Annotated in this window: 18 protein-coding genes and 3 tRNA genes; 6 read left to right on the top strand and 15 right to left on the bottom strand. The window is 72.5% G+C overall.

The window, feature by feature from the left end; all coding sequences use genetic code 11:
• The first annotated feature begins 113 nt into the window (after nucleotides 1-113).
• On the top strand, nucleotides 114-5138 hold the full coding sequence (locus tag QUV83_RS11195; protein ID WP_289564594.1) for a glycoside hydrolase family 3 N-terminal domain-containing protein: 5025 nt from the start codon (nucleotides 114-116) through the stop codon (nucleotides 5136-5138).
• A 207-nt stretch (nucleotides 5139-5345) separates the two neighbouring features.
• On the opposite strand, the gene QUV83_RS11190 is transcribed toward QUV83_RS11195, so the two are convergent.
• Nucleotides 5346-6602 carry an ATP-binding protein gene (locus tag QUV83_RS11190; RefSeq protein ID WP_289564593.1) on the bottom strand — a complete coding sequence of 419 codons (1257 nt, stop codon included), beginning with the start codon at nucleotides 6600-6602 and terminating at the stop codon, nucleotides 5346-5348.
• A 242-nt stretch (nucleotides 6603-6844) separates the two neighbouring features.
• Nucleotides 6845-6917: transfer RNA gene (locus QUV83_RS11185), tRNA-Arg, on the bottom strand.
• Nucleotides 6918-7099: 182 nt separating this feature from the next.
• Between QUV83_RS11185 and QUV83_RS11180 the strand changes: the two genes are divergently transcribed.
• The gene (locus tag QUV83_RS11180; protein ID WP_066586851.1) at nucleotides 7100-7369 is read left to right on the top strand and encodes a GlsB/YeaQ/YmgE family stress response membrane protein; all 270 of its coding nucleotides are present in this window, start codon (nucleotides 7100-7102) and stop codon (nucleotides 7367-7369) included.
• Between the two features lie 15 nt (nucleotides 7370-7384).
• Here QUV83_RS11180 and QUV83_RS11175 read toward each other — a convergent pair whose 3' ends face one another.
• Both QUV83_RS11175 and QUV83_RS11170 read right to left on the bottom strand, forming a co-directional pair.
• On the bottom strand, nucleotides 7385-8551 hold the full coding sequence (locus QUV83_RS11175; RefSeq protein WP_289564592.1) for a HAMP domain-containing sensor histidine kinase: 1167 nt from the start codon (nucleotides 8549-8551) through the stop codon (nucleotides 7385-7387).
• Nucleotides 8548-9294, bottom strand: a complete 747-nt coding sequence (locus tag QUV83_RS11170; protein WP_289564591.1) for a response regulator transcription factor — start codon at nucleotides 9292-9294, stop codon at nucleotides 8548-8550. Before QUV83_RS11170 ends, QUV83_RS11175 begins: the two co-directional genes overlap by 4 nt.
• Nucleotides 9295-9438: 144 nt before the next feature.
• Here QUV83_RS11170 and QUV83_RS11165 point away from each other — a divergent pair, with 144 nt between their 5' ends.
• The 3 genes from QUV83_RS11165 to QUV83_RS11155 are packed head-to-tail and all read left to right on the top strand — an operon-like array spanning nucleotide 9439 to nucleotide 11296.
• A complete protein-coding gene (locus QUV83_RS11165; protein WP_289564590.1) occupies nucleotides 9439-9717 on the top strand; it encodes a glutaredoxin in 279 nt (92 codons plus the stop codon).
• On the top strand, nucleotides 9717-10673 hold the full coding sequence (locus QUV83_RS11160) for a cytochrome c biogenesis CcdA family protein (RefSeq protein ID WP_289564589.1): 957 nt from the start codon (nucleotides 9717-9719) through the stop codon (nucleotides 10671-10673). The genes QUV83_RS11165 and QUV83_RS11160 overlap by 1 nt, the downstream gene beginning before the upstream one ends.
• Nucleotides 10670-11296, top strand: a complete 627-nt coding sequence (locus tag QUV83_RS11155; protein ID WP_289564588.1) for a peroxiredoxin family protein — start codon at nucleotides 10670-10672, stop codon at nucleotides 11294-11296. Before QUV83_RS11160 ends, QUV83_RS11155 begins: the two co-directional genes overlap by 4 nt.
• Before the next feature lie 9 nt (nucleotides 11297-11305).
• On the opposite strand, the gene QUV83_RS11150 is transcribed toward QUV83_RS11155, so the two are convergent.
• Nucleotides 11306-13540 carry a copper-translocating P-type ATPase gene (locus QUV83_RS11150; RefSeq protein WP_436231905.1) on the bottom strand — a complete coding sequence of 745 codons (2235 nt, stop codon included), beginning with the start codon at nucleotides 13538-13540 and terminating at the stop codon, nucleotides 11306-11308.
• Between the two features lie 179 nt (nucleotides 13541-13719).
• Here QUV83_RS11150 and QUV83_RS11145 point away from each other — a divergent pair, with 179 nt between their 5' ends.
• Nucleotides 13720-14364 (top strand): NAD(P)-dependent oxidoreductase, encoded by a 645-nt coding sequence (locus QUV83_RS11145; protein WP_289564586.1) that lies wholly within the window; start codon nucleotides 13720-13722, stop codon nucleotides 14362-14364.
• 65 nt (nucleotides 14365-14429) lie between these two features.
• On the opposite strand, the gene QUV83_RS11140 is transcribed toward QUV83_RS11145, so the two are convergent.
• The 10 genes from QUV83_RS11140 to QUV83_RS11095 all read right to left on the bottom strand — a co-directional run bounded on the left by QUV83_RS11140 (nucleotide 14430) and on the right by QUV83_RS11095 (nucleotide 23771).
• On the bottom strand, nucleotides 14430-14795 hold the full coding sequence (locus QUV83_RS11140) for a winged helix-turn-helix transcriptional regulator (protein WP_066586866.1): 366 nt from the start codon (nucleotides 14793-14795) through the stop codon (nucleotides 14430-14432).
• Between the two features lie 224 nt (nucleotides 14796-15019).
• Nucleotides 15020-15108 (bottom strand) — tRNA-Ser (locus QUV83_RS11135).
• A 52-nt stretch (nucleotides 15109-15160) separates the two neighbouring features.
• The gene (locus QUV83_RS11130; protein WP_289564585.1) at nucleotides 15161-16441 is read right to left on the bottom strand and encodes a threonine/serine ThrE exporter family protein; all 1281 of its coding nucleotides are present in this window, start codon (nucleotides 16439-16441) and stop codon (nucleotides 15161-15163) included.
• Nucleotides 16442-16507: 66 nt separating this feature from the next.
• Entirely contained in the window at nucleotides 16508-17092 is a 585-nt protein-coding gene (locus QUV83_RS11125; protein ID WP_289564584.1) for a GNAT family N-acetyltransferase, read from the bottom strand.
• Between the two features lie 39 nt (nucleotides 17093-17131).
• Nucleotides 17132-17221: transfer RNA gene (locus tag QUV83_RS11120), tRNA-Ser, on the bottom strand.
• Nucleotides 17222-17244: 23 nt separating this feature from the next.
• The gene (locus tag QUV83_RS11115) at nucleotides 17245-17721 is read right to left on the bottom strand and encodes a hypothetical protein (RefSeq protein ID WP_289564583.1); all 477 of its coding nucleotides are present in this window, start codon (nucleotides 17719-17721) and stop codon (nucleotides 17245-17247) included.
• 95 nt (nucleotides 17722-17816) lie between these two features.
• On the bottom strand, nucleotides 17817-18425 hold the full coding sequence (locus QUV83_RS11110; RefSeq protein WP_066586878.1) for a GTP-binding protein: 609 nt from the start codon (nucleotides 18423-18425) through the stop codon (nucleotides 17817-17819).
• Entirely contained in the window at nucleotides 18406-18783 is a 378-nt protein-coding gene (locus QUV83_RS11105; protein WP_066587278.1) for a DUF742 domain-containing protein, read from the bottom strand. The genes QUV83_RS11110 and QUV83_RS11105 overlap by 20 nt, the downstream gene beginning before the upstream one ends.
• Before the next feature lie 7 nt (nucleotides 18784-18790).
• The gene (locus QUV83_RS11100) at nucleotides 18791-19240 is read right to left on the bottom strand and encodes a roadblock/LC7 domain-containing protein (RefSeq protein WP_066586880.1); all 450 of its coding nucleotides are present in this window, start codon (nucleotides 19238-19240) and stop codon (nucleotides 18791-18793) included.
• A 46-nt stretch (nucleotides 19241-19286) separates the two neighbouring features.
• Nucleotides 19287-23771, bottom strand: a complete 4485-nt coding sequence (locus tag QUV83_RS11095; RefSeq protein WP_289564582.1) for a sensor histidine kinase — start codon at nucleotides 23769-23771, stop codon at nucleotides 19287-19289.
• Between the last annotated feature and the right edge of the window lie 70 nt (nucleotides 23772-23841).

Genomic DNA, 23841 nt, shown 5'->3' with positions numbered 1-23841 from the left:
AGGAGTGAACGGTGTCCGGAGCCCTGCGCACGTTTCCGTCTGCCCGACGCTCAACGCCGGGGGCGCCTCCACCGCGGCGACGGCGACGCGCCGCCACCGTCGGCCTCCTCGCGATGCTCGTCCCCGGCGCCCTGGTCACCACCGCCACACCAGCGCTCGCGGCGACAGACCTCGCACGGACCGGCGTCGCCACAGCATCCGCCTCACAGGACGACGCCGACGGCGCCTTCCCCGCGGCGCATGCGATCGACGGCGACCCCGGCACCCGGTGGGCCAGCGGCAATGGGCCCGACGAGGACGTCGAGTTCACCGCGTGGCTTCAGGTCGACCTCGGCACGTCGGCAGCCATCGACGGCGTCGCGCTCGCCTGGGAGGCCGCCTACGCCGCGTCGTATGAGGTCCAGGTCGCGGCCACGGCGCCCGAGGACGAGGCGAGCTGGGCCACGGTCGCCACGGTGGCCAGCGACGGCGGGTCCGACACCGTCGCCTTCGAGGCCCCAGCCAACGCCCGCTACTTGCGCGTCGCCATGCTCGAGCGCGTCTCCTTCGACTGGGACCCGGCGCGCCCGCACTGGTACGGGTACTCGCTCTACTCGCTCGAAGTGCTGGGCGTGCCCGACGACGTCGCGGTGTCGTTCGCGCGCGGGGCCACGTCGACGCCTGCGGGCGGGACGGCGACAGTGCCGCTCGTGCTCAACGCCCCTGCCGACGCAGACGTGTCGGTGCGCGTGACGTCGACCGGCGGCACGGCCGTCCCGGGCGCGGACTACACCGCCCTCGAGGAGGTCGTGACGTTCCCCGCTGGCGCCACGACGCAGCACGTCGCGCTGCACACCGTCGACCACGGCCCGCTGGCGCCGGTCACGACTGTCGTGCTGACCCTCACCGACCCGACGGGCGCCTTGCTGGGCGGCCGCACCACGTCGACGGTGACGATCACCCCGCACGGCGACCTGCCGGACGTCGGCGCGGTGCAGGTGCTCGACGATTTCGAGTCGGGCGTGCCCGCTGACTACACGAGCTGGGGCAGCGCCGCGCCGGTGACCCCGGCGCTCTCGACCGTCGCGGCGGACCGTGACGGCGCGCCCGCGGGCAACCGTGCGCTCCAGGCGCTCGTCGGCGGCGTACCGGCCGCCGGCGACTGGTTCGGCTTCACGCACGACCTCGCCGCGCCAGCCGACTGGTCGGCGCATGACGGGTTCGCCTTCTGGTTCCGCGGGACCGGCTCAGGCGGGCTGCTGCGGTTCGAACTCAAGAGCGGCGGCCAGCTCTTCGAGCGCTCGATCGTCGACGACGCCGCCGGATGGCGGCTGGTCAGCACGGCGTTCGCGCAACTGCGGCTCAAGGGGAATCCGACCTCCGACGCGCGCTTCAACCCGGCCGCGTCCACCGGCTTCGCGGTCACGCTGACCGACCTCGGCGCCGGCGACTGGCAGTTCGACGACGTGGCCCTCTACGACCGGGCCACGTCGATCCAAGACTTCGAGGGCGACGTGCCATTCGCGGCGCCAGGCGCCACCGTCGGGCACTTCACCTGGGGCTCCGACGGCGCGCAGGTCTCGCTGGGCGTGGAGCAGCAGGACCGTGAGGGAGGGCCGACGGGGAACCACGTGCTCGCGGGCGAGTACCTCATCCCCGGCGGCGGCTGGGGCGGCTACAGCCACAACCTCGCGGCGCCGCAGGACTGGAGCTCCTACCGGGGCATCCGCCTGCTCTGGTACGCGTCGCAAGACACGCGGCCGGCGTCTCCGACGGCGGGCGCGGACATCAAGGTCGAGCTCAAGGACGGCGGCCCCGACGGCGAGCACTCCGAGTTGTGGGCCGCGACGTTCAAGGACACCTGGTCGCCCGAGGGCAGCCGGTGGCGCGTCGTCGAGATCCCGTTCGCGGACTTCCGGCTCGGCGGCTACCAGCCGGGCGACGCCGCGACCCGCAACGGGACGCTCGACCTCACCTCCGCATGGGGCTACGCCCTGACGATGGTCCCCGGCGCCGCGCAGCCTGTGCGGTTCGCCGTCGACGACGTCGCGCTGTACGGCTCGGCGGTTCCCGCGCCGACGGTGCGCGTCGCCCCCGTGGACGACGTCGTCCTCGTGGACCCGGGCGAGACCGCGCAGGTCCGGGTGCGCGTGACCACCACCGACGGCGAGCCCCTTCCCGCGCCCGTGACGGTCACGTACGCCGACCAGCCGGGCACCGCCGAGGCCGGCACGCACTACACCGCCACCACCGGGACTCTGACGTTCGCGGCCGGCGCGGCCTCGGGCGCCGAGCAGGTGGTCAAGGTCCCGACGGCCGTCACCGCCACCGAGGACGACGCGCGCTCGTTCACGCTGGCCCTGGCGGCGGACGGCGGCGCGGCCACGTCGGCGCGGGTCGTGCTCAACGCGGTGGGCGCGGCGTACCTCGACACCGCGCGCCCCGTCGAGGAGCGCGTCACCGACCTGCTCGGGCGGATGACGCTCGCGGAGAAGGTCGGCCAGATGGCGCAGGCCGAGCGCCTGGGCCTGCAGTCCCCCGCGCAGATCGCCGCGCTGGGGCTCGGGTCGGTGCTCTCGGGCGGCGGATCGGTGCCGCAGGACAACACGGCGGCCGGCTGGGCGGACATGGTCGACGCGTTCCAGCGCCAGGCCCTCTCGACGCGCTTGCAGATCCCGCTGATCTACGGCGTGGACGCCGTGCACGGCCACAACAACGTGGTCGGGGCGACGATCTTCCCGCACAACAGCGGCCTGGGCGCCGCGCGCGACCCCGACCTGGTCCGCCGCGTCGGCGAGGCGACGGCCGTTGAGACCCGGGCGACGGGGGTGCCGTGGACGTTCGCGGCGTGCCTGTGCGTCACGCGCGACGAGCGGTGGGGCCGCAGCTACGAGTCGTTCGGCGAGGACCCGGCGCTCGTCTCGGTGCTCGCCGACGACGCCATCGTCGGCCTGCAAGGCTCTGACCCGACGAACCTGTCCGGGCCCGGGCGGGTGCTCGCGACGGCCAAGCACTGGCTCGGCGACGGCGGCACGCGTTACGAGCCGTCCCTCGCTGGCTCCGGGTACCCGATCGACCAGGGCATCACCTACGCGAGCTCGCTCGCCGAGTTGCTGCGGGTGCACGGCGACCCCTACGTCCCCGCGATCGAGGCCGGCGTCGGCTCGATCATGCCGTCCTACTCGGCGGTGGACCTGGGCGCCGGCCCGCTGCGCATGCACGAGCACACGCAGCTCAACACCGACGTGCTCAAGGGCGACCTCGGCTTCGAGGGGTTCCTGGTCAGCGACTGGGAGGGCATCGACAAGCTGCCCGGCGGCACGTACACCGAGAAGGTCGCGCGCAGCGTCAACTCGGGGCTCGACATGGCGATGGCGCCGTACAACTTCGGCGCGTTCGTCACGTCCCTCACGCAGAACGTCGAGAGCGGCGCCGTGACCCAGGAGCGCGTCGACGACGCGGTGCGCCGCATCCTCACCGCGAAGATGCACCTGGGCCTGTTCGAGCAGCCGCTCGCCGACCGCACGCATGCGGACGACGTCGGCTCGGCCGAGCACCGGGCCGTGGCGCGCGAGGCAGCCGCTGAGTCACAGGTGCTGCTCAAGAACAGCGACGTCCTGCCGCTCGGCCGCGACCAGCACCTCTACGTCGCGGGCTCGAACGCCGACGACCTGGGCCACCAGATGGGCGGCTGGACGATCTCGTGGCAGGGCGGATCGGGCGACATCACGCCGGGCACGTCGATCCTCGAGGGCATCCGCGCGGCCGCGCCGGGCGCCGAGGTGACCTATTCGGCCGACGCGTCAGCGCCCATGACCGGCGCTGACGTCGGAGTCGTCGTCGTGGGCGAGCCCTCGTACGCCGAGGGCATCGGCGACGTCGGCAACAACGGCCGCAGCCTCGAGCTCCCCGCGGCGGACCGCGCCGCGATCGACGCGGTCTGCGGCGCGATGGAGTGCGTCGTCCTCGTCGTCGCGGGCCGCCCGCAACTCGTCACCGACCGCCTCGACGCCATCGACGCGCTCGTCGCGTCGTGGCTGCCCGGCTCGGAGGGCGCAGGCGTCGCGGACGTCCTGTTCGGCGAGCAGCCATTCACCGGGCGCTTGCCGATCTCGTGGCCCGCGACGGCCGCCAGCGTCCCAGTGAACGTGGGCGATGCGACGTCCACGCCGCTGTACGCCTACGGCTGGGGCCTGCGCACCGACGCGCAGCGCATCCGACTGGTCGACGCCGTCGCGGCGCTCGAGCCAGGCGCCCAGCGCGACGCGGTGCAGGCGGTGCTCGACGCCGATGTGTGGGAGGGCGACGCGCTCGCCGCGACGCCCGAGGCGACGACGCAGGCGGTGCGCCTGCTCACCACGGCAGCGGGCACGTTCGACGGCGACTGGACACCCGAGGCGGACCTGGTCCTGTCGGTCGTGCGCGACGTGGCCCAGGCCTCCGTCGTGACGGGGGCGGGCGCCGATGGCGCCGTGCGGCTCACCGCCGACGCCGAGCACGCCCTCATGTCCGGCCGCGCCGGCGAGGCCGCCACACTGCTGGCGGCCGCTGCGGGGATCGATCTGCCGGAGCCCGCCGAGTCCACGACGACGCTGCGCCTCTCACGCGAGCGGACGCCCTTCGGCCACGGCGCCACCGCGACGGTCACCGTGCGCGCGGAGGGCGCCACGCCCAGCGGCACGGTCGACCTGCTGGTCGACGGCCAGGTCGTCGCGACCGGCGACCTCGTGGCCGCGGGGCCGGAGCGCGCACAGGCCCGCATCGCCCTGCCCGACAGCGTGCCGGCCGGCGCGCATGAGGTCGTCGCCGCCTACCGCGGCACAGGCGAGGTCGCGCCGTCGTCCTCCGACCCGGGCCGGTACGTCGTCACCCGCGCCCTCCCGTCGCTCTCCACCGCCGGCACCGACTGGACCGTCCGCCGCGACGACCCGAAGGCCATCCAGGCGAAGGTCCACGGAGTCGCGGGCGTCATCCCCACCGGGACCGTGAGCGCCGTGGTCATCGGCGGGCCGACGGTCACCGCCGCACTCGGCCCCGACGGCGCCGCGAGCCTGCGGCTGCCCGACCGGACCCGCACGTCCCTGGTCCTCGTCCACTACAGCGGCGACCAGAACTACACGGGCACCGTGACCCTCCCGCGGATCCTGTTGGTGCGGTAGGACCCGGTCATCGGCCGCAAGACTGGAGAGAGCGTCTGCGTGGCGGGGGTCCGCCTGGGAATGGAGCGGCCGTCCGGATCAGACTGTTCCCGGTCCCATTTCGGGCCCTGGTGAAGGGTCGGCCCCGCCTCTCCCAAGAGTTCGCCATGCAGGTCCGCAACCTCGGAAAGACGTACTGGGGCGTCGACTGATCTGGGCCTGCCGCGGTCACGGGCCCAGCGTGCCGATCGGCACGACGACCACGCCGTCCGGTCGGGTGTACCCGTACCCGGTGCCGGTGATGACGGCCAAGACCGCCGGCGGTCCGGCCTTGTCGGTGTCGACATCGGACGCGAACTTCAGGAGTTTGGCGGCCCACGCGTCGATGGACGCTGACCCGAGCTTGACCTCGAACGCCCCCCACTGCCCGCCACGCGTCTGAACGATCGCGTCAACCTCCGCGCCATTGCTGTCCCGGTAGTGGCAGATCTCGGCGTCGAGCGCATCGCCGTACACGCGAAGGTCGCGCACGACGAGGGACTCGAACAGGAGGCCCAGAGTCTCCAGATCGCCCAACAGCCGATCCGGTCCGGCCTGCAGTGCGGCGGCCGCGAGCGACGGGTCCACGAAGTGCGTGCGGGGCGCCGTGCGCAGGCGGGCACGCGAGCGCAGATGGGTCGACCAGGCGGGTTGGTTCTCGATCAGCATGAGTCGCTCGAGGACGGACAGGTAGGTGTAGGCGGTGCTGCGGGCGACCGGATCCCCTTCGGCGCTGACGGCTGCGACCAGACGGGCGACCTTGAGCTCCATCGCCGTGTTGCGGGCCAGCGCGCCCATCAGGCGGGTCGCCAACTGCGGGTCGCGGCGGGTGTCCACTCGCGGGATGTCCACCTCGGTCGTCGTGCGCAGGTAGTCGGCGTTGGCGCGTGCCGCCGCCGCGGTGCTCAAGGGGAGGTTCAACGGCCACCCTCCGCGCACCACGAGGTCGGCCAGGTCGGGCACTGTCAGCCCTGACGCGGGCGCCGTGGGCCGCTCCCCGGCCATGAGGGCCGTCAGGGACATCGCACCGGTGGACTGCCCCGACTCGAACAGGCTCATGGGACGCATGCGCAGGTGGGCGAACCGGCCCGCGCCGGTGTGGCGGCGGTCGTCGTCAACGGGAACGGCCGAGCCGGTCAGGATGTACTGGCCAGGCAAGCCACGCTGATTGACCTGAGCGCGCACGTGGTTCCACACCCTGGTCGCCGCCAACTGCCACTCGTCGACGAGTTGAGGCGCGGCGCCGGACAGGACGAGAGCAGGATCGACGTCGAGGGCGGCCATCGCGGCGTCGTCTTGATCGAGGTACACACGGCTGGCGGCATGCTGCTCGGCGGTGAACGTCTTGCCGCACGCTTTCGGGCCCTCGAGAACGACGGCGCCTGACGATTGCAGGCGCTCGCGCAGCAACCCGTCGATCACTCGTTCCCGGTAGGCCGTGGTCATGACGCTCCGCCCTCGATGACACTCCGCAGGATCCTGACACTACACTCTGCAGACACTTCAGACGACACTTTGCAGGCAATCGGCGCTACACTCTGCAGAACGAGGCATCGGGATCCCCTGCCCCCTCGATCGACCGGGCAGGGTGGAGGGCAGGGTGGAGAGCGGCCCCCAGCCCGAGAAGGCGTCGATCCACTCAACGACGAAGGCCCAGCACCGACTCGGTGCTGGGCCTTCCTCTACTGTGCGCCCGGAGGGACTCGAACCCCCAACCTTCTGATCCGTAGTCAGATGCTCTATCCATTGAGCTACGGGCGCGTGGCCCTTGGCGGGCCGACGATGACAATACCGTCCCGCGGGCCTGGACCCAAACTGAGTTCCCCCGCCGCCCTGGTGACGGCCGCCACACCGCGCTGGCTGGGCCGGGCCACGCGGCTCCGGATGCAGCCACTGCGCCGACGTGCGACGGTCAACGGGAGAGGCGCCATCTGGAGGTTGACATGGGATTCTTCGCTTTCATGCTGCTGGGGCTGCTCGCCGGCGCCATCGCCAAACTGATCCTCCCGGGGAAGCAGGTGGGCGGCTGGATCGCGACGCTGGCGCTCGGGGTCATCGGCGCGCTGCTCGGCGGATGGCTGGGCAGCATCCTGCTGGACGCCCCGTTGCAGGACTTCTTCTCGCTGCGCACGTGGCTGTTGGCCATCGGCGGATCGATCCTGGTGCTGCTGGTCTACGGGGCGCTCACGGGCAACAAGGGCGCTCGCGCCTGACCTGCCCTGGAGGGCTCACCCTCGTGGCTGAACCCCTGTCGGTCCTCCGGCAGGGGTTCTGTCCTGTGCGCGGGCCGCGGGCAGCGTCACGGTGAAGGCGGCGCCGTGGCCGCGCCCGGCGCTGGCGGCGGCGATCGTCCCGCCATGCGCCTGGACGAGGGCCTTGCTGATGGCCAGCCCGATGCCCGATCCACCGCCCCGTGTGCGGTCACGGGCGGTGTCGGCGCGGAAGAACCGCTCGAAGATGTGGGGCAGGTGCTCGGCGGAGATGCCCTCCCCCGTGTCGGTGACGGTCAGGTCCACGAGCCCGGGTCCGGCGGCTCGGGCGGCCAGGGTGACGGCGCCGCCGGGCGGGGTGTGGCGCACGGCGTTGGCCACGAGGTTGTCGATGACCTGCGCGATGCGGTGTCGGTCGACGAGGACGGACGGCACATCGGCGGGCTGCTCGACGCGCACAGCGATCCCGGCGTCGGCGGCCCGTTCCCGGGCTGCGCCGGCGGCGGTCTCGAGCAGCGGGGCGACGGGCTCGGGCCGCAGGTCGAGGTCGAGGTCCCCGGCCTCGGCGTGGGTGACGGCGGCCAGGTCCTCGGCGAGTCGGGTCAGGCGGGCAGCCTGGTCCCGGAGCACGGCGATCGTGTCCTTGCCCATCGGGCGCAGGCCGTCCTCCTCGGCCTCGAGGTACCCGGCGATGGTCGCGACGGGGGTGCGGACCTCATGCGCGACGTCGGCCAGCAGCCGGGAGCGGAGCCGTTCCGACTCCTGCAAGCGCGCGGCCATCGTGTTGAAGGAGTGCGCGAGGTCGTCGAACTCCGCGCCCAGCCCGGGCGCCGGCACCCGGGAGTCGTAGGCCCCGGAGCCCACGCGGTTGGCGGCGGACGCGACGGCGGCCACCGACCGGCCGATGCGGCGGGCCAGCACCACGCTGACCGCTGCCGACGCCACCGCCGCGGCGCCGATCGCCAGCCCGAGGGACACCGCGCTGGCATCCCGGAACGCGCGCTCGGCATGCAGCACGGCACTGTCGTGGTCGCCCAGGCCGGCGCTCACCATGTGCTCGTGGAACAGGCCGGGGCCGACGGCGGATGCCACCAGGGCGGCGGTCGCGGCGCCGACGGCCATCACCACCGCGAGCGCGCCGAGCAGCCGCGCGCCGAGCCCCCACGCCGCCCGGGCCCCGGTCATGCGCCCGCGCCGATGCGGTAGCCGACGCCGCGCACCGTCCGCACGTAACGCTGCGCCTCGGCGGTGTCGCCGAGCTTCTGCCGCACATGCAGCACATGCACGTCGACGAGGTGCTCGTCGCCGACCCAGCCGGGTCCCCACACCGCCTCGATGAGCACCTGGCGGCTGAACACGCGGCCCGGACGCGCGGCCAGAGTCGCCAGCACGTCGAACTCGGTGCGGGTCAGCGCCACGAGCTCGCCGTCGCGCAGGACCTCCCGGGCGTCGACGTCGATGCGCAGGTCGGCCGCGCGCAGCACGCGCGACACCGACTCAGCGCGATGGGAGGTGGCGGGTATGGCGGCGCCGTTGCGGGGCCGGCGCATCATCGCGGTGATGCGGGCCATCAGCTCGCGCGGGCTGAAGGGCTTGGTCACGTAGTCGTCCGCCCCGACGGACAGCCCGATGAGCGTGTCGACCTCCTCGGCGCGCGCGGTGAGCATGACGACGTAGCAGTCGGAGAACGTCCGCAGCCGCCGGCACACCTCGACGCCGTCCACTCCGGGCAGGCCCAGGTCGAGGACGACGACGTCGGGGTCCACCTCGCGCAGCACGTCCAGGGCCTGGGCGCCGTCATGGCAGAGGCGCGTCTCGAAGCCCTCGCGTTCCAGATACCCGGCGACCAGGCGGGCCAGGGGCTCCTCGTCGTCCACGACGACGGCGCGGCGGGAGGAGGCGGTCGCAGTCGGGGTCACGCCCACCATCTTGGGCGCAGCCGCCGCCCCCGGGGAGCCGCCGCGCGATCTTCATGGAACCTTGATCGAACGGCGAGGGTCCCTTCGTGGCGGGGCTCCGAGGCTGGTGGTCGACCGCCCCTCTGAGGGCGCAGCCGCACCGAAGGAGCCGCCATGCCGCACCCACCGGTCGTCACGCTCGTGCAGTCCCCGGCGTGCCACCTGTGCCTCGACGCCGAGCAGGCGCTGGCCGAGCTGGCCGCGCGGTTCCCCGTGGAGGTGCGCACCGTCAAGCTCGACTCTGAGGAGGGTCGCGCCCTGGTCGCCCTGCACCGCCCGCCCATGAGCCCCCTCGCGCTGGTGGACGGGGTGTTCCTGTCCTCCGGGCGCCTGCCCCGCAAGAAGCTCGCCGCGCTGCTGGCCGGGCGGGCCGCCGCGATGGCGGCGGGCTGATGGGCAGCGAGCTGCTGACCACGGGCAGCATCCTGGCGGCGTTCTTCGCCGGTGGCGTGGCGCTGTTCGCCCCGTGCTGCATCGTGTTCCTGGCGCCGTCGTACATGGCGGGCGCCATCAAGAACGCCCGGTGGCGGCTGCTGCCGCTGACGTTCGTGTTCGCGGCCGGGCTGGCCCTGGTGCTCGTGCCGATCACGCTGGGGATGAGCCTGCTGGCGGGGGCCATCGCGCAGTACCACGAGCCCCTGTACTGGGCCGGTGGGCTGCTGATGATCGTGCTGGCCCTGCTGGCGTTGTCGGGGCGGATGTGGTCGCTGCCGTCATTCCTACGCGCCCCGGACACCACACGTGGGGACACCGCGAGCTTCTTCACCCTCGGCGTCTTCTCGGGTGTCGCGTCGAGTTGCTGCGCCCCTGTCCTGGCGGGGGTGATGACGCTGTCGGTGCTGTCCGGCTCTGCCATCGGCGGCCTCGCGCTGGGGTTGGCCTACGTGTTCGGGATGGTGTTCCCGCTGTTCGTGATGGCGCTGGTGTGGGACAAGGCCCGGCTGGGCGAGCGCCGGTTCCTGCGGGCCCGGTTGGTGCGGCTGCGCGTCGCCGGGCGGACCCTGGTCACCAACTCCCTGAACATCGGTGTGGCCGTCGCGTTCGCCGTGATGGGCGTGTTCGTCATCGCCCTGGCCGGCAGCGAGGACATGACCGGCGGCAGCGCGTTCCAAGACGCCGCAAGCCGCACCCTGACCGACGTCTTCGCCGCCGTGCAAGACGTGCTGTCCCCTGTGCCCGAGCCGGTCCAGGGCCTGGCGCTGCTCGCCGTGGTGGCCGCCTTCGTCTGGGCGACCCTCGCCGACCGGCGCCGCGGCGCCCCGGAGGAGCCGCCCTGCCACTCGACCCCGGCGGCCCCGGCCGCGCCCGACACCACCCTGCCCGCTCCCACGGAAGAAGTGACCCGATGACCTCCGGAACTGCCGCTCGCCGTGAGCGTGACCGCCAACAGGCCCTCGCCGACGTCCAGCAGGCCCAGACCGGCGCCGCGCTCCGTCGCCGCCGGCTGGGCGGGGCCGCCTGGGCGGCAGGCCTGCTCGTCGTGGTGGCGCTGGTCACCGCGGGGCTGCTCACCTCGCGTCCCACCAGTTCCACGGAGGCCCGGATGGCGCCGGACTTCACGCTGCCCGCCTCGGACGGGTCGAGTGTGTCGCTGGCCGACCACCGCGGCTCGCCGGTCATCTTGTACTTCAACGAGGGCGCTGGCTGCGACTCGTGCCTGGTGCAGATGGCCGAGATCGAGAAGGACCCGGCATTCGCCGAGGCGGGCCTGACGGTGCTGCCGATCGTCATGAACACCGCCGAGCAGATCAACGCCGATCGCGAGCGCCTGGGCGTGAAGGCGCCGTTCCTGCTGGACGACGGCACGATCTCCGAGGCCTACGGAACCCTCGGCGTCGGCATGCACGAGGGGCTGCCGGGCCACGGCTTCATCCTCATCGACGCCGACGGCAACCAGCTCTGGCACGGCAACTACCCGTCGATGTGGCTGTCCCCCGCCGAGCTGCTCAAGGAGGTCAACGCGCGCCTCTGACCCGATGAATCATCGAGGCGCAGGCTGCGGAGATCGCGGAGATGGGTGGCCTGCTGCGCGGGCTGTGACGCGCTCGGGGTCCAGGTCGAGGCGGCGCAGCAGTTGTGCGTTGGCGGCGACCACGATCGTGGACGCGGACATGAGGATCGCGCCGACCGCCGGGGACAGCACGAACCCGGCCCAGGCCAGCACGCCCGCCGCGAGCGGCACGGCGATGACGTTGTACCCGGCCGCCCAGGCCAGGTTCTGCTGCATCTTGCGGTAGGACGCCCGCGACAACTCGATGACCGAGACCACCGAGCGCGGGTCGTCCGAGGCGAGGACCACGCCCGCGGACTCCATGGCGACGTCGGTGCCCGCCCCGATGGCGATGCCCACGTCGGCCTGCGCCAGCGCCGGCCCGTCGTTCAGGCCGTCACCCGTGAAGGCGACCTTGCGGCCGCGCGCTTGGAGCTCGGCGACCTTGGCGTGCTTGTCGGCGGGCAGCACCTGGGCGAACACCTCGTCGATGCCCAGTTCGGCGGCGACCGCGTCCGCCACGTGCTGGGCGTCGCCCGTGACCATCGCCACCTGCACCCCCCGGGCGTGCAGCGCGTCGATCGCTGCCCGGGCCCCCGGGCGGATCTCGTCGGCGACGGCCAGCGCGCCGATGACCCGGCCGTCGCTCACCACATGCAGCACGCTCGCGGCCTGCTGTTGCCAGCCCCGCGTGGTCTCGGCGAGTTCCGCCGGCTCGCTGAGGCCGAGCTCGGAGAGCAGCGCCGGGCCGCCCACATGCACCGTCCGCCCGCCGACCTTCGCCTCGACGCCGCGCCCGGGCAGCGTGGCGAAGTCCCGCACCGCCGGCAGCGGGCCGTCGTGGGCCGCCGTGACGGCCCGGGCGATCGGGTGCTCGGAGTCGGACTCGACCGCCGCGGCCAACGCGAGGAGCTCGTCGTCGGAGACGCCGCGCACGGCGGCGTGCCCGAGCAGCGTCAGGCGCCCCTGCGTCAGGGTGCCGGTCTTGTCGAACAGGACGGTGTCCACGGTGCGCATCCGCTCGAGCGCGAGGCGGTTCTTCACCAGCACCCCGGAGCGTGCGGCGCGCTCGGTGGAGATCGCGATGACCAGCGGGATCGCCAAGCCGAGCGCATGCGGGCACGCGATGACCAGCACTGTCACGGTGCGCTCGACGGCGTCGGGCACGTTGCCCAGCAGCGCCCACACCGCGAAGGTCAGCATCCCGGCGACCAGCGCGAACCAGAACAGGAGTGCCGCGGCCCGATCGGCCAACGCCTGGGCGCGTGAGCTGGATGCCTGGGCGTCCGCCACCAGCCGCTGGATGCCCGCCAGGGCCGTGTCGGCGCCCACGGCCGTGACCCGCACGCGCAGCGTCGAGTCGGTGGCCACCGTGCCGCCGACCACCGCGTCGCCGGGCCCACGCCGCACCGGCTTCGACTCGCCGGTGATCATCGCCTCGTCCAGGTGGGCGGAGCCGTCGACCACCACGCCGTCGGTGGGGACCCGGCTACCGGCCCGCACGAGCACCACGTCGCCAGTCCTCAGCTCGTCGAGCGGCGCCTCGACGACGGCCCCGTCGTCGGCGACCCTCTCGGCGACGTCGGGCAGCAACTCCGCCAGGGCGTCCAGCGCGCCCGACGCCGCCCCCAGCGCGCGCATCTCCAGCCAGTGCCCCAGCAGCATGATGACGATCAGGAGCGCGAGCTCCCACCAGAAGTCCAGCCCCGACGCGAACCCCAGGGTGGTGGCCCACGACGCGACGAACGCGACGGTGATGGCCAGCGCCACCAGCATCATCATCCCCGGACGCCGGGACCGCGCCTCGGCGACGGCGCCGGTCAAGAACGGGGCGCCGCCGTAGAAGAAGATGACAGTGCCCAGCACCGGGGAGACCCAGCCTGAGCCGGGGAAGTCCGGGGGCATGTACCCGAGCAGGTCGGCGAACATCTCGCTGAAGACCACCACGGGGACGGCCAGCGCGAGGGTCCACCAGAACTTGTCGCGGAACGCGGCGGCGTGGTCACCGTGCCCCGCGTGCCCCGCGTGCCCCGCGTGGTCGCCGTGGTCGCCGTGGTCTGCGGCCTCGTGCCCGACGTGGGCTTCAGCGGCGCCGTGGTGGGGCTGCTCCGAGCCATCCGATGCCGCTGTCGCCGCCGGGTGCTGCTCGCTACCGCTGTGGCCGCTGTGGCTGTCGTCGCCGTGGTGCTGGTGTGGGGTACTCACGTGCCCATCCCTTCGTCGCATACCCCCCTAGGGTATGCACGCCCAACCCCTCGGCGCCGCGGGTTGTTCCCTCCCCAGCCCACCGCATCAGGCACCGGATCGGAAGTTACTTACCGCAAAGTGCCTACTTCCTGTTCGGCAGTAACTCTCTTACGGTAAGTAGCAGCTTCGAACGAAGCCGAGGACGAGAGGAAGTTGTCATGGCACGCATCACCGTGGTCGGCGGCACCGGGTACGCCGGGTCGCACATCGTGCGCGAGGCGGTCTCGCGAGGCCACCAGGTCACCTCGATCTCTCGGAACGCGCCAGTCGAGCCCGTCCCCGGCGCCACCTACGTGACCGGCGATGTGTTCGACACCGCGGTTCTGGAGCGGGCCGTGGCGGACACCGACGTGGTCGTCGAGACCCTGTCGCCGCGTGGCGAGCTCGAGGGCAAGCTCGTGGGCGTCGTGCGCGCGCTCGCCACCGCCGCGCAGGACGCCGGCGTGCGGATCGGCGTCGTCGGGGGCGCCGGCTCGCTCCTGGTCTCCGAGGGCGGCCCGACCGTGGCGTCGACCGACGGATTCCCCGACGCGTTCAAATCCGAGGCCGCCGAGCTCGCTGAGGTGTTGAGCGACCTCCGTGCAGCGGACGCGACGCTGGACTGGTTCTTCGTCAGCCCGGCGGGGAACTTCGGCCCGTGGGCGGCCGGCGAGCACACCGGCGAGTTCCGGATCGGCGGCGACGTCCTGCTGGTGGACTCCGAGGGCAACTCGAACATCTCCGGCGCGGACTACGCGCAGGCCTTCGTCGACGAGATCGAGAACCCGGCCCACAGCCGCCAGCGGTTCACCGTCGCGTACTGAGATCCACTCCGGCTGCGGCCCGACGCCTCCACGGCGCCGGGCCGCAGGCGTGTCCGGCGCCCTCCTCAGACGGCCTGGTCGTACTGCTCGCGAGCCTCGAGCACGCCGCCGATGTGCGTGGTCGCCCAGTCCTCGAGCGCCTTGAGCGGCTCGCGCAGCGTGCGCCCGGCCTCCGTGAGCTCGTACTCGACGCGCGGGGGGACCTGCGGGTAGAGCGTCCGCTTGACCAGCCCGTCGCGCTCCAGCCCACGCAGCGTCTGGGTGAGCATCTTCTGCGAGATGCCGTCGATCCGGCGCGTGATCTCCCCGAAGCGCATCGGCCCATCGTCCAGAGTGCCGACCACCAGCACCGTCCAGCGGTCCCCGATGCGGTCCAGCACGCGCCGCGTCGGGCAGTTGCGGTCGTAGGGATCCCACTGCGGGTCGGCCATCGTCGTCTCCTCTGCGCCGCCACGGCATCAGACTGTCGGAGGGCCCTTACTCTCCATGCGTGGCTAACTCTCTTACGGTAAGTGTTGACGCGTGCAAGGGGAAGCCCCACCTGCCGATAGCGCCCCAGAAGCCCCCGAAGCCGATCCCAGAGAACGCGAAACCCCGCCCTGAGAATCAGGACGGGGTCATCGGTCGTGCTGAGGAGCCTTGCGGCCCCTCACAGCGGAGACGGTGGGATTTGAACCCACGGAAGGGTTGCCCCTTCACGACCTTAGCAGGGTCGCGCACTAGACCTGGCTATGCGACGTCTCCAGGCTCGCACAGGCTACCTGGCCAGGTCGGCTTGCGGCAAAGTGGCTGCTGATCAGCGCTCGAACGCCCACGCCTTGTCGGTCAGCATGCGCGCCACAGCGAGCCCGATGGAGATCGCCGTCACCACCAAGGCCGCCTGCACGCCGTACGCGAGGGCCTCCGTGGTGTTGCCGTTGGAGAGGTGGAAGACGGCCCGGTAGGCGGTGACGCCGGGCACCATGATCACCACGGCCGGCACCGAGATGGTGATGCGGGGGACGCGCAGACGCGGGGCCACCCAGGCGGCCAACAGCCCGACGAGCAGCGCCGCCACAGCAGCCGCGCCTTGCACCACGAAGCCCGCGTCGACCAGCTCGATGCGCACCACGTTCGCGACCATCCCCACGCTGGCGGCGCCCACCGCCATCCGCCACGGGCTGTTGAACATGAGCGCGAAGCCCAGTACCCCGAAGAAGCTCGCGACGAGGCGCAGCACCAGCAACACCCAGGGCGCCACGTCGATCGGGCTCGTGAGGTCCGGCGTCAGGCCGACCGCCGTCGACACCCCCCACACGGCGAGGGCCGCCGACGTCAGCAGCATCAACGCGTAGACGAGCCGCGCGACCCCCGCGGAGAAGTCCAGTTTCGCGAGGTCCAGGGCGCCCGTGACCAGCGCGAACCCCGGGATGAGGAAGAGCACCGCCGAGACGTACCCCGCCTGGTGCTGCGAGTCCGTCAGGCCCAGCGTCGACAACGTGACGACGAAGCCCAAGTACACGAAGCACGCCACAGTCGCCGCGAGCATCGTCACACCGAACTGGTTGTACCCCTTGTGCAGCATCGCTCGACGCGCGAGCTGGCCCAGCCCGGCGCCCAGGAACACCCCGCACAGCTCGATCACGCCGCCGTTGTTGAGGAACGCGAACGCCGCACACGCGATCGACGACCACAGCGCGTTCAACAGCGCCGGGTACAGCGGGGGCCGCGCCGCGATCTGGTCGAGCCGCCGGTTGACGTCATCCACCCGCGCTGTCTGGCCCGTCTCCCGGTGCGCCGCGTCGAGGCTCGACACCATCGTCTCCAGCGCAGAGAGCCGGTCGGCGTTGATGCCGATCGACCGCACCTCCGCCACCTCCGTCCGGAAGCTGCGCCCCCGGTGCGAGGTGGTGGTGATCTCGGTGAGCGTCACATGCGCCTCATGCCGCTCGATGCCCAGCGCGCGGGCGACCCTCGCCATCGACGACTTCACCCGGTAGCTGCCGGTACCGGAGGCGAGGCTGAGCCTGCCCACCCGGAGCGCCACTCCGGACTGCCGGATCAGCTCGAGCTCGTCATCATTCGGTTCCAGTGGCACGCGCACCATTGTGAGGGCGCCCCACTACCCCCCGCAGGGACGTCCGACCCCACCCGACTCCCCGGCTCAACCCGCGGGCGCCACGTCCGCGGCGAGGCGCGCGTGGAGGTGCATGTCGTGCCAGCCGTCGGCGTGCAGCGCGTCCTCGCGTTTCGTGCCCTCGAGCCGGAAGCCCGCGCGCGTGGCCACGGCACATGAGGCCGGGTTCCGGGTGGAGTGGTCGACGAAGATCCGATGCAGGCCGAGGACGTCGAACGCCCACACCGCCAGCGTGCCCAACGCCGCCGAGGCGACACCTCTGCCCCGGAAGGCGGGCATGACCCAGTAGGAGACGTCGGAGACCCCGTCCGCGTGATTCAGGTGGCGCAGGCTGATCTGCCCGACCGGCTCATCGTTGACGGCCAGCGCCCAGCCGGCGCCGGTCTCGGCGCGCCATCGATCGGGCCAGTGCGCGATCCACGCGGCGGCCTCCTCGGCAGTCATCGAGCGGGCGTGCCAGCGCCGGATGTCCGGGTCGTCGAACGCCGCGACCACGCTGGCTTGGTCGGAGGCGCGCCACGGTCGAAGCGTGCACGTCCCGCTCTCGAGAACGGGCTGCCCTAGGCCGCTCAGCCGGCCGCGCGGAACGGTGTCGGTCGTCGTCCGGGGCACGCGCCCAGCATGGCTGAGCCAGCGGTGTCCCGGTAAGAGCGGAGGGCAAGGGATTCGAACCCTTGAGTACGGGGTCACCGCACTAACGGTTTTCAAGACCGTCGCTTTCGGCCGCTCAGCCAGCCCTCCTGGTGCGCGGACATTCTGGCACGTCAGCCGGGGCGGGTCGGCTCGGCTCCGCCCACCGGGACGGGAACCCTGGGCCGCGTGGGCGCCGAGTGCTGCTCCCACCAGCCGTCGGGCAGCCCCGGGGAGACCACCTGGAGCCCGTGCAGCGCCGCGAGCCGGGCGAGGCGCCCGTGGTAGGTGGCGACGGCGCGCACGTCGCGGTGGGTCATGGCCATGCCCAGGTGGACGGCTGCGAACGGGCTGAGCACGCCGGTGACGTTCGTGGCCCAGCCGAGGGCTTGGTCGCTGAGGCGCAGCACCTCGATGCGGTCGAGGTCGTCGCGGGCACGCACCCGCTGTGCGGAGGTGGTGTGCAGGGTGGCGACACGCACTTCGGCGCGGGAGACCACGCTGACCAGCAGGTCGGCCTCGAGCGGTTGTGCCCATGCGCGGAACTGCGCCGACCCGCGCACGTCATCGAGGTACCGGGTGAGCGCCGATCCATCGACGTAGACCCGCACGGCGTCACCCTAGCCAGCGAACCCCGAGGTCAGGGGCAGGACACACCTCCGGCCGGCCACCACGAGGGCAGGCCGGCCGGAGGACGGGCGGTGCGTCAGGCGCCGCGCAGCCGCTCCATCGCCAGCTGCACCAGCGCGATGAGCGCGTGCTTCGTGGCCGCCCGCGAACGGGCGTCGGTGTAGAGGACGGGGACGTGCGCCGGGATGGCGAGCGCCTCGCGGACGTCGTCAAGCTGGTGCTTGGCGACGCCGTCGAAGCAGTTGACCCCCACGACGAACGGGATGCCGCGGCTCTCGAAGTAGTCGACGGCCGGGAAGCACTGGTCGAGCCGGTCGGTGTCCACCAGGACGACCGCGCCGATCGCACCGCGCACCAGGTCGTCCCACATGAAGAGGAAGCGGTCCTGGCCCGGCGTGCCGAACAGGTAGAGCCACAACGACCCCGGCAGGGCGATGCGACCGAAGTCCATCGCCACCGTGGTGGTGGTCTTGCGGTCCGAGACCCCGCCGGCGTCGTCGACGCCGACTGAGTGCTCCGTCATGGCCGCCTCGGTGTTCAGCGGCTCGATGTCGGAGATGGACCCGATGAAGGTCGTCTTGCCGACGGCGAAGCCGCCCGCGACGACGATCTTGACGACTGTGGGGGCGACGTTGCCCGGAGCGGCCGTCGTGGCCACAGCGGCGTCAGAGGGCGGAAATGCCATTGAGAACACTCTCCAGCACGCTCAGTGAAAGGGCAGGGGACTGGCCGGTGTTGACCTCCACCGGCGTGGACGTGTGCACACGGATGTACTTCGCGTCGGCCAGGTCGGCCACCAGGATCCGCACCACGCCGAGCGGCAGGTGCAGCAGGGCCGAGAGCTCGGCGACGGAGATATAGGTGTGCGCTGCGTGCTGAAGGATCGCCCGCTTCTCGGGGGGCAGCCCTTGGCTCGAGACGGCGCCCGGCATGACCTCGACCAGCGCCTCGAGAGGCAGGTCGGATCGCGCCGAGCGCACGCGGCCCCCGGTCACGGCATAGGGCCGGACCGTGCGGGCCTCGTACTCCACGTGGTCGCTCATCGTCAGATCACGCCACCGGCGCCCGGGTGGCGCCATCGATGGGGAGCTGGCCGCGCATCTCGCTGATGAGCTGCGGGGTCAGCGTCGCCTCGGTGCGCGAGACGAGCATCGCCATCTCGTAGCCGATCAGGCCGACGTCGCAGCTCGCCTCGGCGACGACCGCGAGGACCGACCCGTTGGAGACGCTCATGAGGAAGAGGAACAGGTTGTCCATCTCGACGATGGCCTGCCGGACCTCCCCTGCGCGCAGCTGCCGCGAGGCGCCACGGGTCAGGCTCGACATGCCGGAGACAATCGCGGAGAGCTGGTCGCCGCTGGTGCGGTCGAGCTGCTCCGACATGGCCATGAGGAGACCGTCGGCGGAAACGACCAGCGTATGCCGGGTCCCGGGCACGGTCCGGACGAAGTTGTCCAGGAGCCAGCCGAAGTTGGCTGCCTCGGTGCTGAGCGCTGTCACACTTCCTCCTTGCGGTGGCAGCCGGGGTTGACTGCGTACTGATGCGTCACCATGTCGGGGACGGCGGGGTGCTGTGCTGATCCTGATCGACCAGCGGATCGGATTCGTGACGGTTCGGCGAGTCGATCGGCGCTTCCGCCGCTCGACGTCCCCTCGACGTCCCGGACTGGAAGCTCGACAGCCGCGTGCGCAGCTCCTCGGCATCCCGGCCGGTGGCCCCGGTGGCCTCCTGGGTCACCAGGGGCGGTGACTCGGGGATCGCGACCGGAACCCGCTTGGTGAGCGACGGGGAGCCGGTCGAGCCGTTGACCGCACTGGGGCGGTAGGCGGAGAGCTGGCTGAGCTCGGAGAGCGCCTGCTCCTGGATGTCGGACCGCAGGGCGAGCATCGCGGCGACCTCGTCGTCCAGCGCGCCGATCCGCGGCGCCGCCGAGGGCGGTGACGAGCGCGGCGACTCCGCCGGCCCGGCTGCCGGGGCTGCAGGCGCCCGGCCGGTCCACTCGGGCGGAGTCCACGACGCGGGAGCGGTCGCGGCCGGGCCCTGCGGGCGGAAGAACGACGACACCTGCTGCGGCGTGTGCGCGGCGGCGGGCCGCTCCTCCGGCAGCGTGGGCGGCGGCGTCCAACCCTGCGGCTCGGCGACGGGCGGCTGCGCCGGGGCGCGGCTGACCGGTCCGGCGTCCGGGGCCGCTGGCTGCTGCACGGGTGCGACGGGGTCCATCGACCACGCCGACTGCCGGGGCGCGATCGAGCCCGGAGCGGGCACGGGAGCGGCCGGCGGGTCCGGGTGGAACGACGGCACCGACGACGTGGGCTGCGACTCGGGCGAGCCATCTGCCTTGCGGCGGCCGAACAGGCTCCAGCGACGGCGGCCCTTGGCGTCCTGCTCGTCCTGGCCACCCTGGACCAGGTCGTTGAAGGCCGGCGCGGGGCCAGCCGACATCGGCATGGCGGGCGCCCACGTCGGAACCTGGGGCTCGTGCTGGACGACGGGCTCCACCGCGTGCGCCTCGGCGACGAGCTCGGCCTCGACGGGGGTGAACATCTCCGTCTGGGCGTACGTGTCACGCTCGCGGTACACGACAGGCTCGGGCTCGTCCTCGACCAGGCCGGGGACGGGCTGCTGCCAGGCGTTCTCGACGACCGGCTCGGGCTGTGCCTGCGACTCCCCACGGCGACCCCAGGAGGGCGTGCTGCTCTCGATGGAGGTCGGCTGCCACGGCGTGTCAGCCGCGGGCGCCGGGACGTCGTCCCACTGCGGCGCCTGCTGCTGCCAGGACGGCTCGGCGGGCTGCTCGGGCGCGGCCCACAGCGACTCGGCGGGGGCGTCCTCCTGCCACGGCTGCGCCTGCGGCGCGTCGCCCTGCCACTGCTGCGCCTGCGGCGTCGCGTCGGCGGTCGGCTCCCAGGCGGGAGTCGCGTCGGCAGTCGGCTCCCACGCGGGAGTCGGCTCCCAAGCGGGCGCCGGCTCGGCGGCGGGCTGCGGCTCGACCTGCTCGCCCGCGTTCCACGCTCGGGACTCGTCGAGCCCCGAGCCGAGCGACACCGGCTCGTAGGACGAGGCGTACGGCGAGGTGAACTGCGGCGCCGGGCGGCTCTCGTCGAGCGGGTTGGCCCAACCGGTGTAGCCGCTGTAGGCGGTGAAGTCGGGGTAGGACGTGCGAGGAGCCTCAGCGACAGGCTCAACGGGCTGCGGCGCCGGAGCGACGTCCTCCCAAGCAGGCGTCGGCTCCTCCCACGTGGGCGTCGCCACCGGCTGGTCCCAGGTGGGCGCGGTCCACTGCTCCTCGGCCTGCGACGCGTCGGCACTGGGCGCCTCGAACTGCGGAGCCTCGAACTGCGGCGCCGCGTACTGCGGGGCCTCGTACTGCGGCGACTCCAGCTGCGGCACGTCGAATGCCTCGACATGGGGAGCCTCGACGTGCTGCGCGGCGGCGGGCTCGGACGCCGCGGGGGCCTCCGTCGCGGGCGCCCACGACGGCGTCCAGATCTGCGTCTCGTCGCCCTCGGGCTCGTCGGGCATCAGCCCGGGAACCTCGAAGTCGGTGGCGCTGCGCCGCTGCACCAGGGCGGGCGGAGCGGGGGGCTCGACCTCGGAGGTGGGGTTCGTCGGTGACGCGAGCGCCTCGGCGGCGGCACGCGGGGACAGCCGCGGCAGACCGGCGGCGGGCATCTCGGTGCGTCCGCGGAAGCCCGTGAACAGGCCTGCGCGCTCAGCCGGGGCCGACGGCGCCGGCTTCTCCTCGACGGCGGGCTCCTCGTCGGGGGCCTGCCATGCCGGGGTCGTCGCACGGGAGCGGCTGGGGAGCCCAGCCGACGGCGCGGCGGCGATCGCCGGGCTCCATCCGGTCGACTCGGCGGACAGCTCAGGCGACAGCCGGGCCTCGGTGGGCGCCGGAAGGACGATGTTGTCCTCGTCGAAGGTCTTCGCCGACCGCTTGGGCAGGCCACCGGGCATCGGGCTGCCCAGCGGGATCTCACCCGAGTCGTCGTCGCGCAGGCGGCGGCGCGGCAGGCCGAGCGAGGTCTCGCCGTCGGTGAGCGCCGCGAGGTCCACAGCCTCGACGACGGGGGCCTCGTCCTGGATCGGGCGGGGGCGCTCCTGCACCGGCTCCGAGGACGCCGTCAGGACGGGCGGGGCCTGCTGGGACGAGCCGAAGGTCGGGCTCTCGGTCGTCGCGAACAGCGTGACCGGGAAGCGGACCGTGGTGACGGTGCCCGTGCCGCGCTGGCTCTTGGCGAGGCGGACCTCGGCGCCCAGGCGGTGCGCGATGCGGCCGACGACGAAGAGGCCGAGGCGCTGGGCGCCCAGCGCGTCGCTCGCAGCGGTCGAGCGGATCTTGAGGTTCGCGGACTCGAGCTCCTGGTCGGACATGCCGAGGCCGTGGTCGAGGACCTGCACCACGACGAACTCGCCGATGACGCCGGTCTTGACCTCGACCGGGGTCTCCGGCTCGGAGAAGATCGTCGCGTTCTCGAACAGCTCCGCCAGGAGGTGCGCGGCGCCGAGGGCGTTGAAGCCGTGCATCAGTGGGTCGATGGGCAGGTCCAGCTCGATGCGGTCGTACTGCTCGATCTCGGACGAGGCGGTGCGGATGACGTCCGAGAGGGGCATCGAGTCGCGCACGCGGCGGCCCGAGTCGATACCGGCGAGCACGAGCAGCGACTCGGCGTTTCGACGCATTCGGGTGGCGAGGTGGTCGAGGCGGAACAGGTTGGCCAGCGTGTTCGGGTCTTCCTCAGCACGTTCCAGCGAGTCGATGAACGAGAGCTGGCGGTTGAGGAGCACCTGGTCGCGGCGGGCCACGTTGACGAACATCTCAGCGATGGACCCACGCAGCGCGGCCTGCTCCTGGGCGACCTGCAGCGTGGTGGCGTTCACGGAGTTGAACGCCGCGGCGAGCTGGCCGACCTCGTCGGAGGAGTCCACGGGGATCTGCACGAGCTCGAGGCCGGGACCCTCACCGGGGACGGTGACCTGCTCGACGAGCTTCGGGAGCTGGTCGCGGACGTCCTGGGCGGCGCCGGTCAGGCGTCGCAGCGGGTTGACGATGCCGCGCGAGACGACGATCGCGAAGGCGAACGACGCGACGGCTGCCAGGAGGGCGCCGAGGATCGTGACGAGCGCGGTGTTCCGGGCGTCGTCCGACGCCTTCGCGGCGACGACCTTGGCCGAGGAGAGCACCTTCTGGCTGACTTCGGAGATCGTCGTGAGCTGCTTGGTGATGTCGAAGTTGAGGTCGTCGATCGTCGGCAGGTTGCTGCCCGGGGTCGCTTCGGCGATGAGCGCGCGCTTGCGGGTGAACGATGAGGTCGGGTCGTCCACGGGCAGGCGCAGGGCGCGCTGGCCCAGCGACGCGAGCTTGGCGCGGGCTGCGTCACGGGAGAGCTCCGTCGAGGCGGTCTGCGTCTGGTAGGTCCGCAGCGAGGCCGGGGAGGAGCCCTGCGTGGCGATGATGTTGGCGCCGAGGGCGAGCTCGTTGACCAGGTCCTCGGCGGTCACCGTGAGCGCGTGGTACGACGCGACGTAGCGGCCGAGCTGCCGGTTCTCGAGCGAGTCCGCGATCTGGCTGACCAGGGTGATCTGGCCGTCGATGATCTCGTTGTACGCGCGGGTCACCGTCGAGGTGTTCGCGTCGGAGTCGACCAGGCCGCGCACCGTGTCCAGGTTGATGTTGTGCGCGATCTGCGCCTCTTGGAACGAGGCGACGACGTCGGCGGGGAACTGGGAGAAGTCGACCTTCGCGGTCAGCGGCTTCACGGCCGCCAGCGCGGCGTTGGTCGCCTTGCGCGCCTCCTCGAGCGCGGCGCCGTCTCGCACCGGCTGCACCGAGAGCGCTCGCTCCTGCTGCAGTGCCACACCGAGCGGCGCATAGCCCTCGAGGACCTCGACGACTGTCGCAGCGGCGCCCGCGGAGCGCGCGGTCCGCAGCGCGTCGTACGAGATGTACGCACCGGCAGCGAGAAGCACGATCATGGGCACGGCGAGGACCGCCAGTACCTTGGCGCGGATGCCAAGTCTGCGCAGCATGTCGACCTCTTTCCTTCACCCGTGAAGGGCGTCGCACCGGCGGTGACCGGCTCTGTGGCGCCAGCCTGGC

The organism is Cellulomonas cellasea (assembly GCF_030372105.1).
GTDB classification, from domain to species: Bacteria; Actinomycetota; Actinomycetes; order Actinomycetales; family Cellulomonadaceae; genus Cellulomonas_A; species Cellulomonas_A cellasea_A.
The sequence above is the reverse complement of the archived record's forward strand: the minus strand, read 5'-3'. Positions and strand labels throughout refer to the sequence as shown.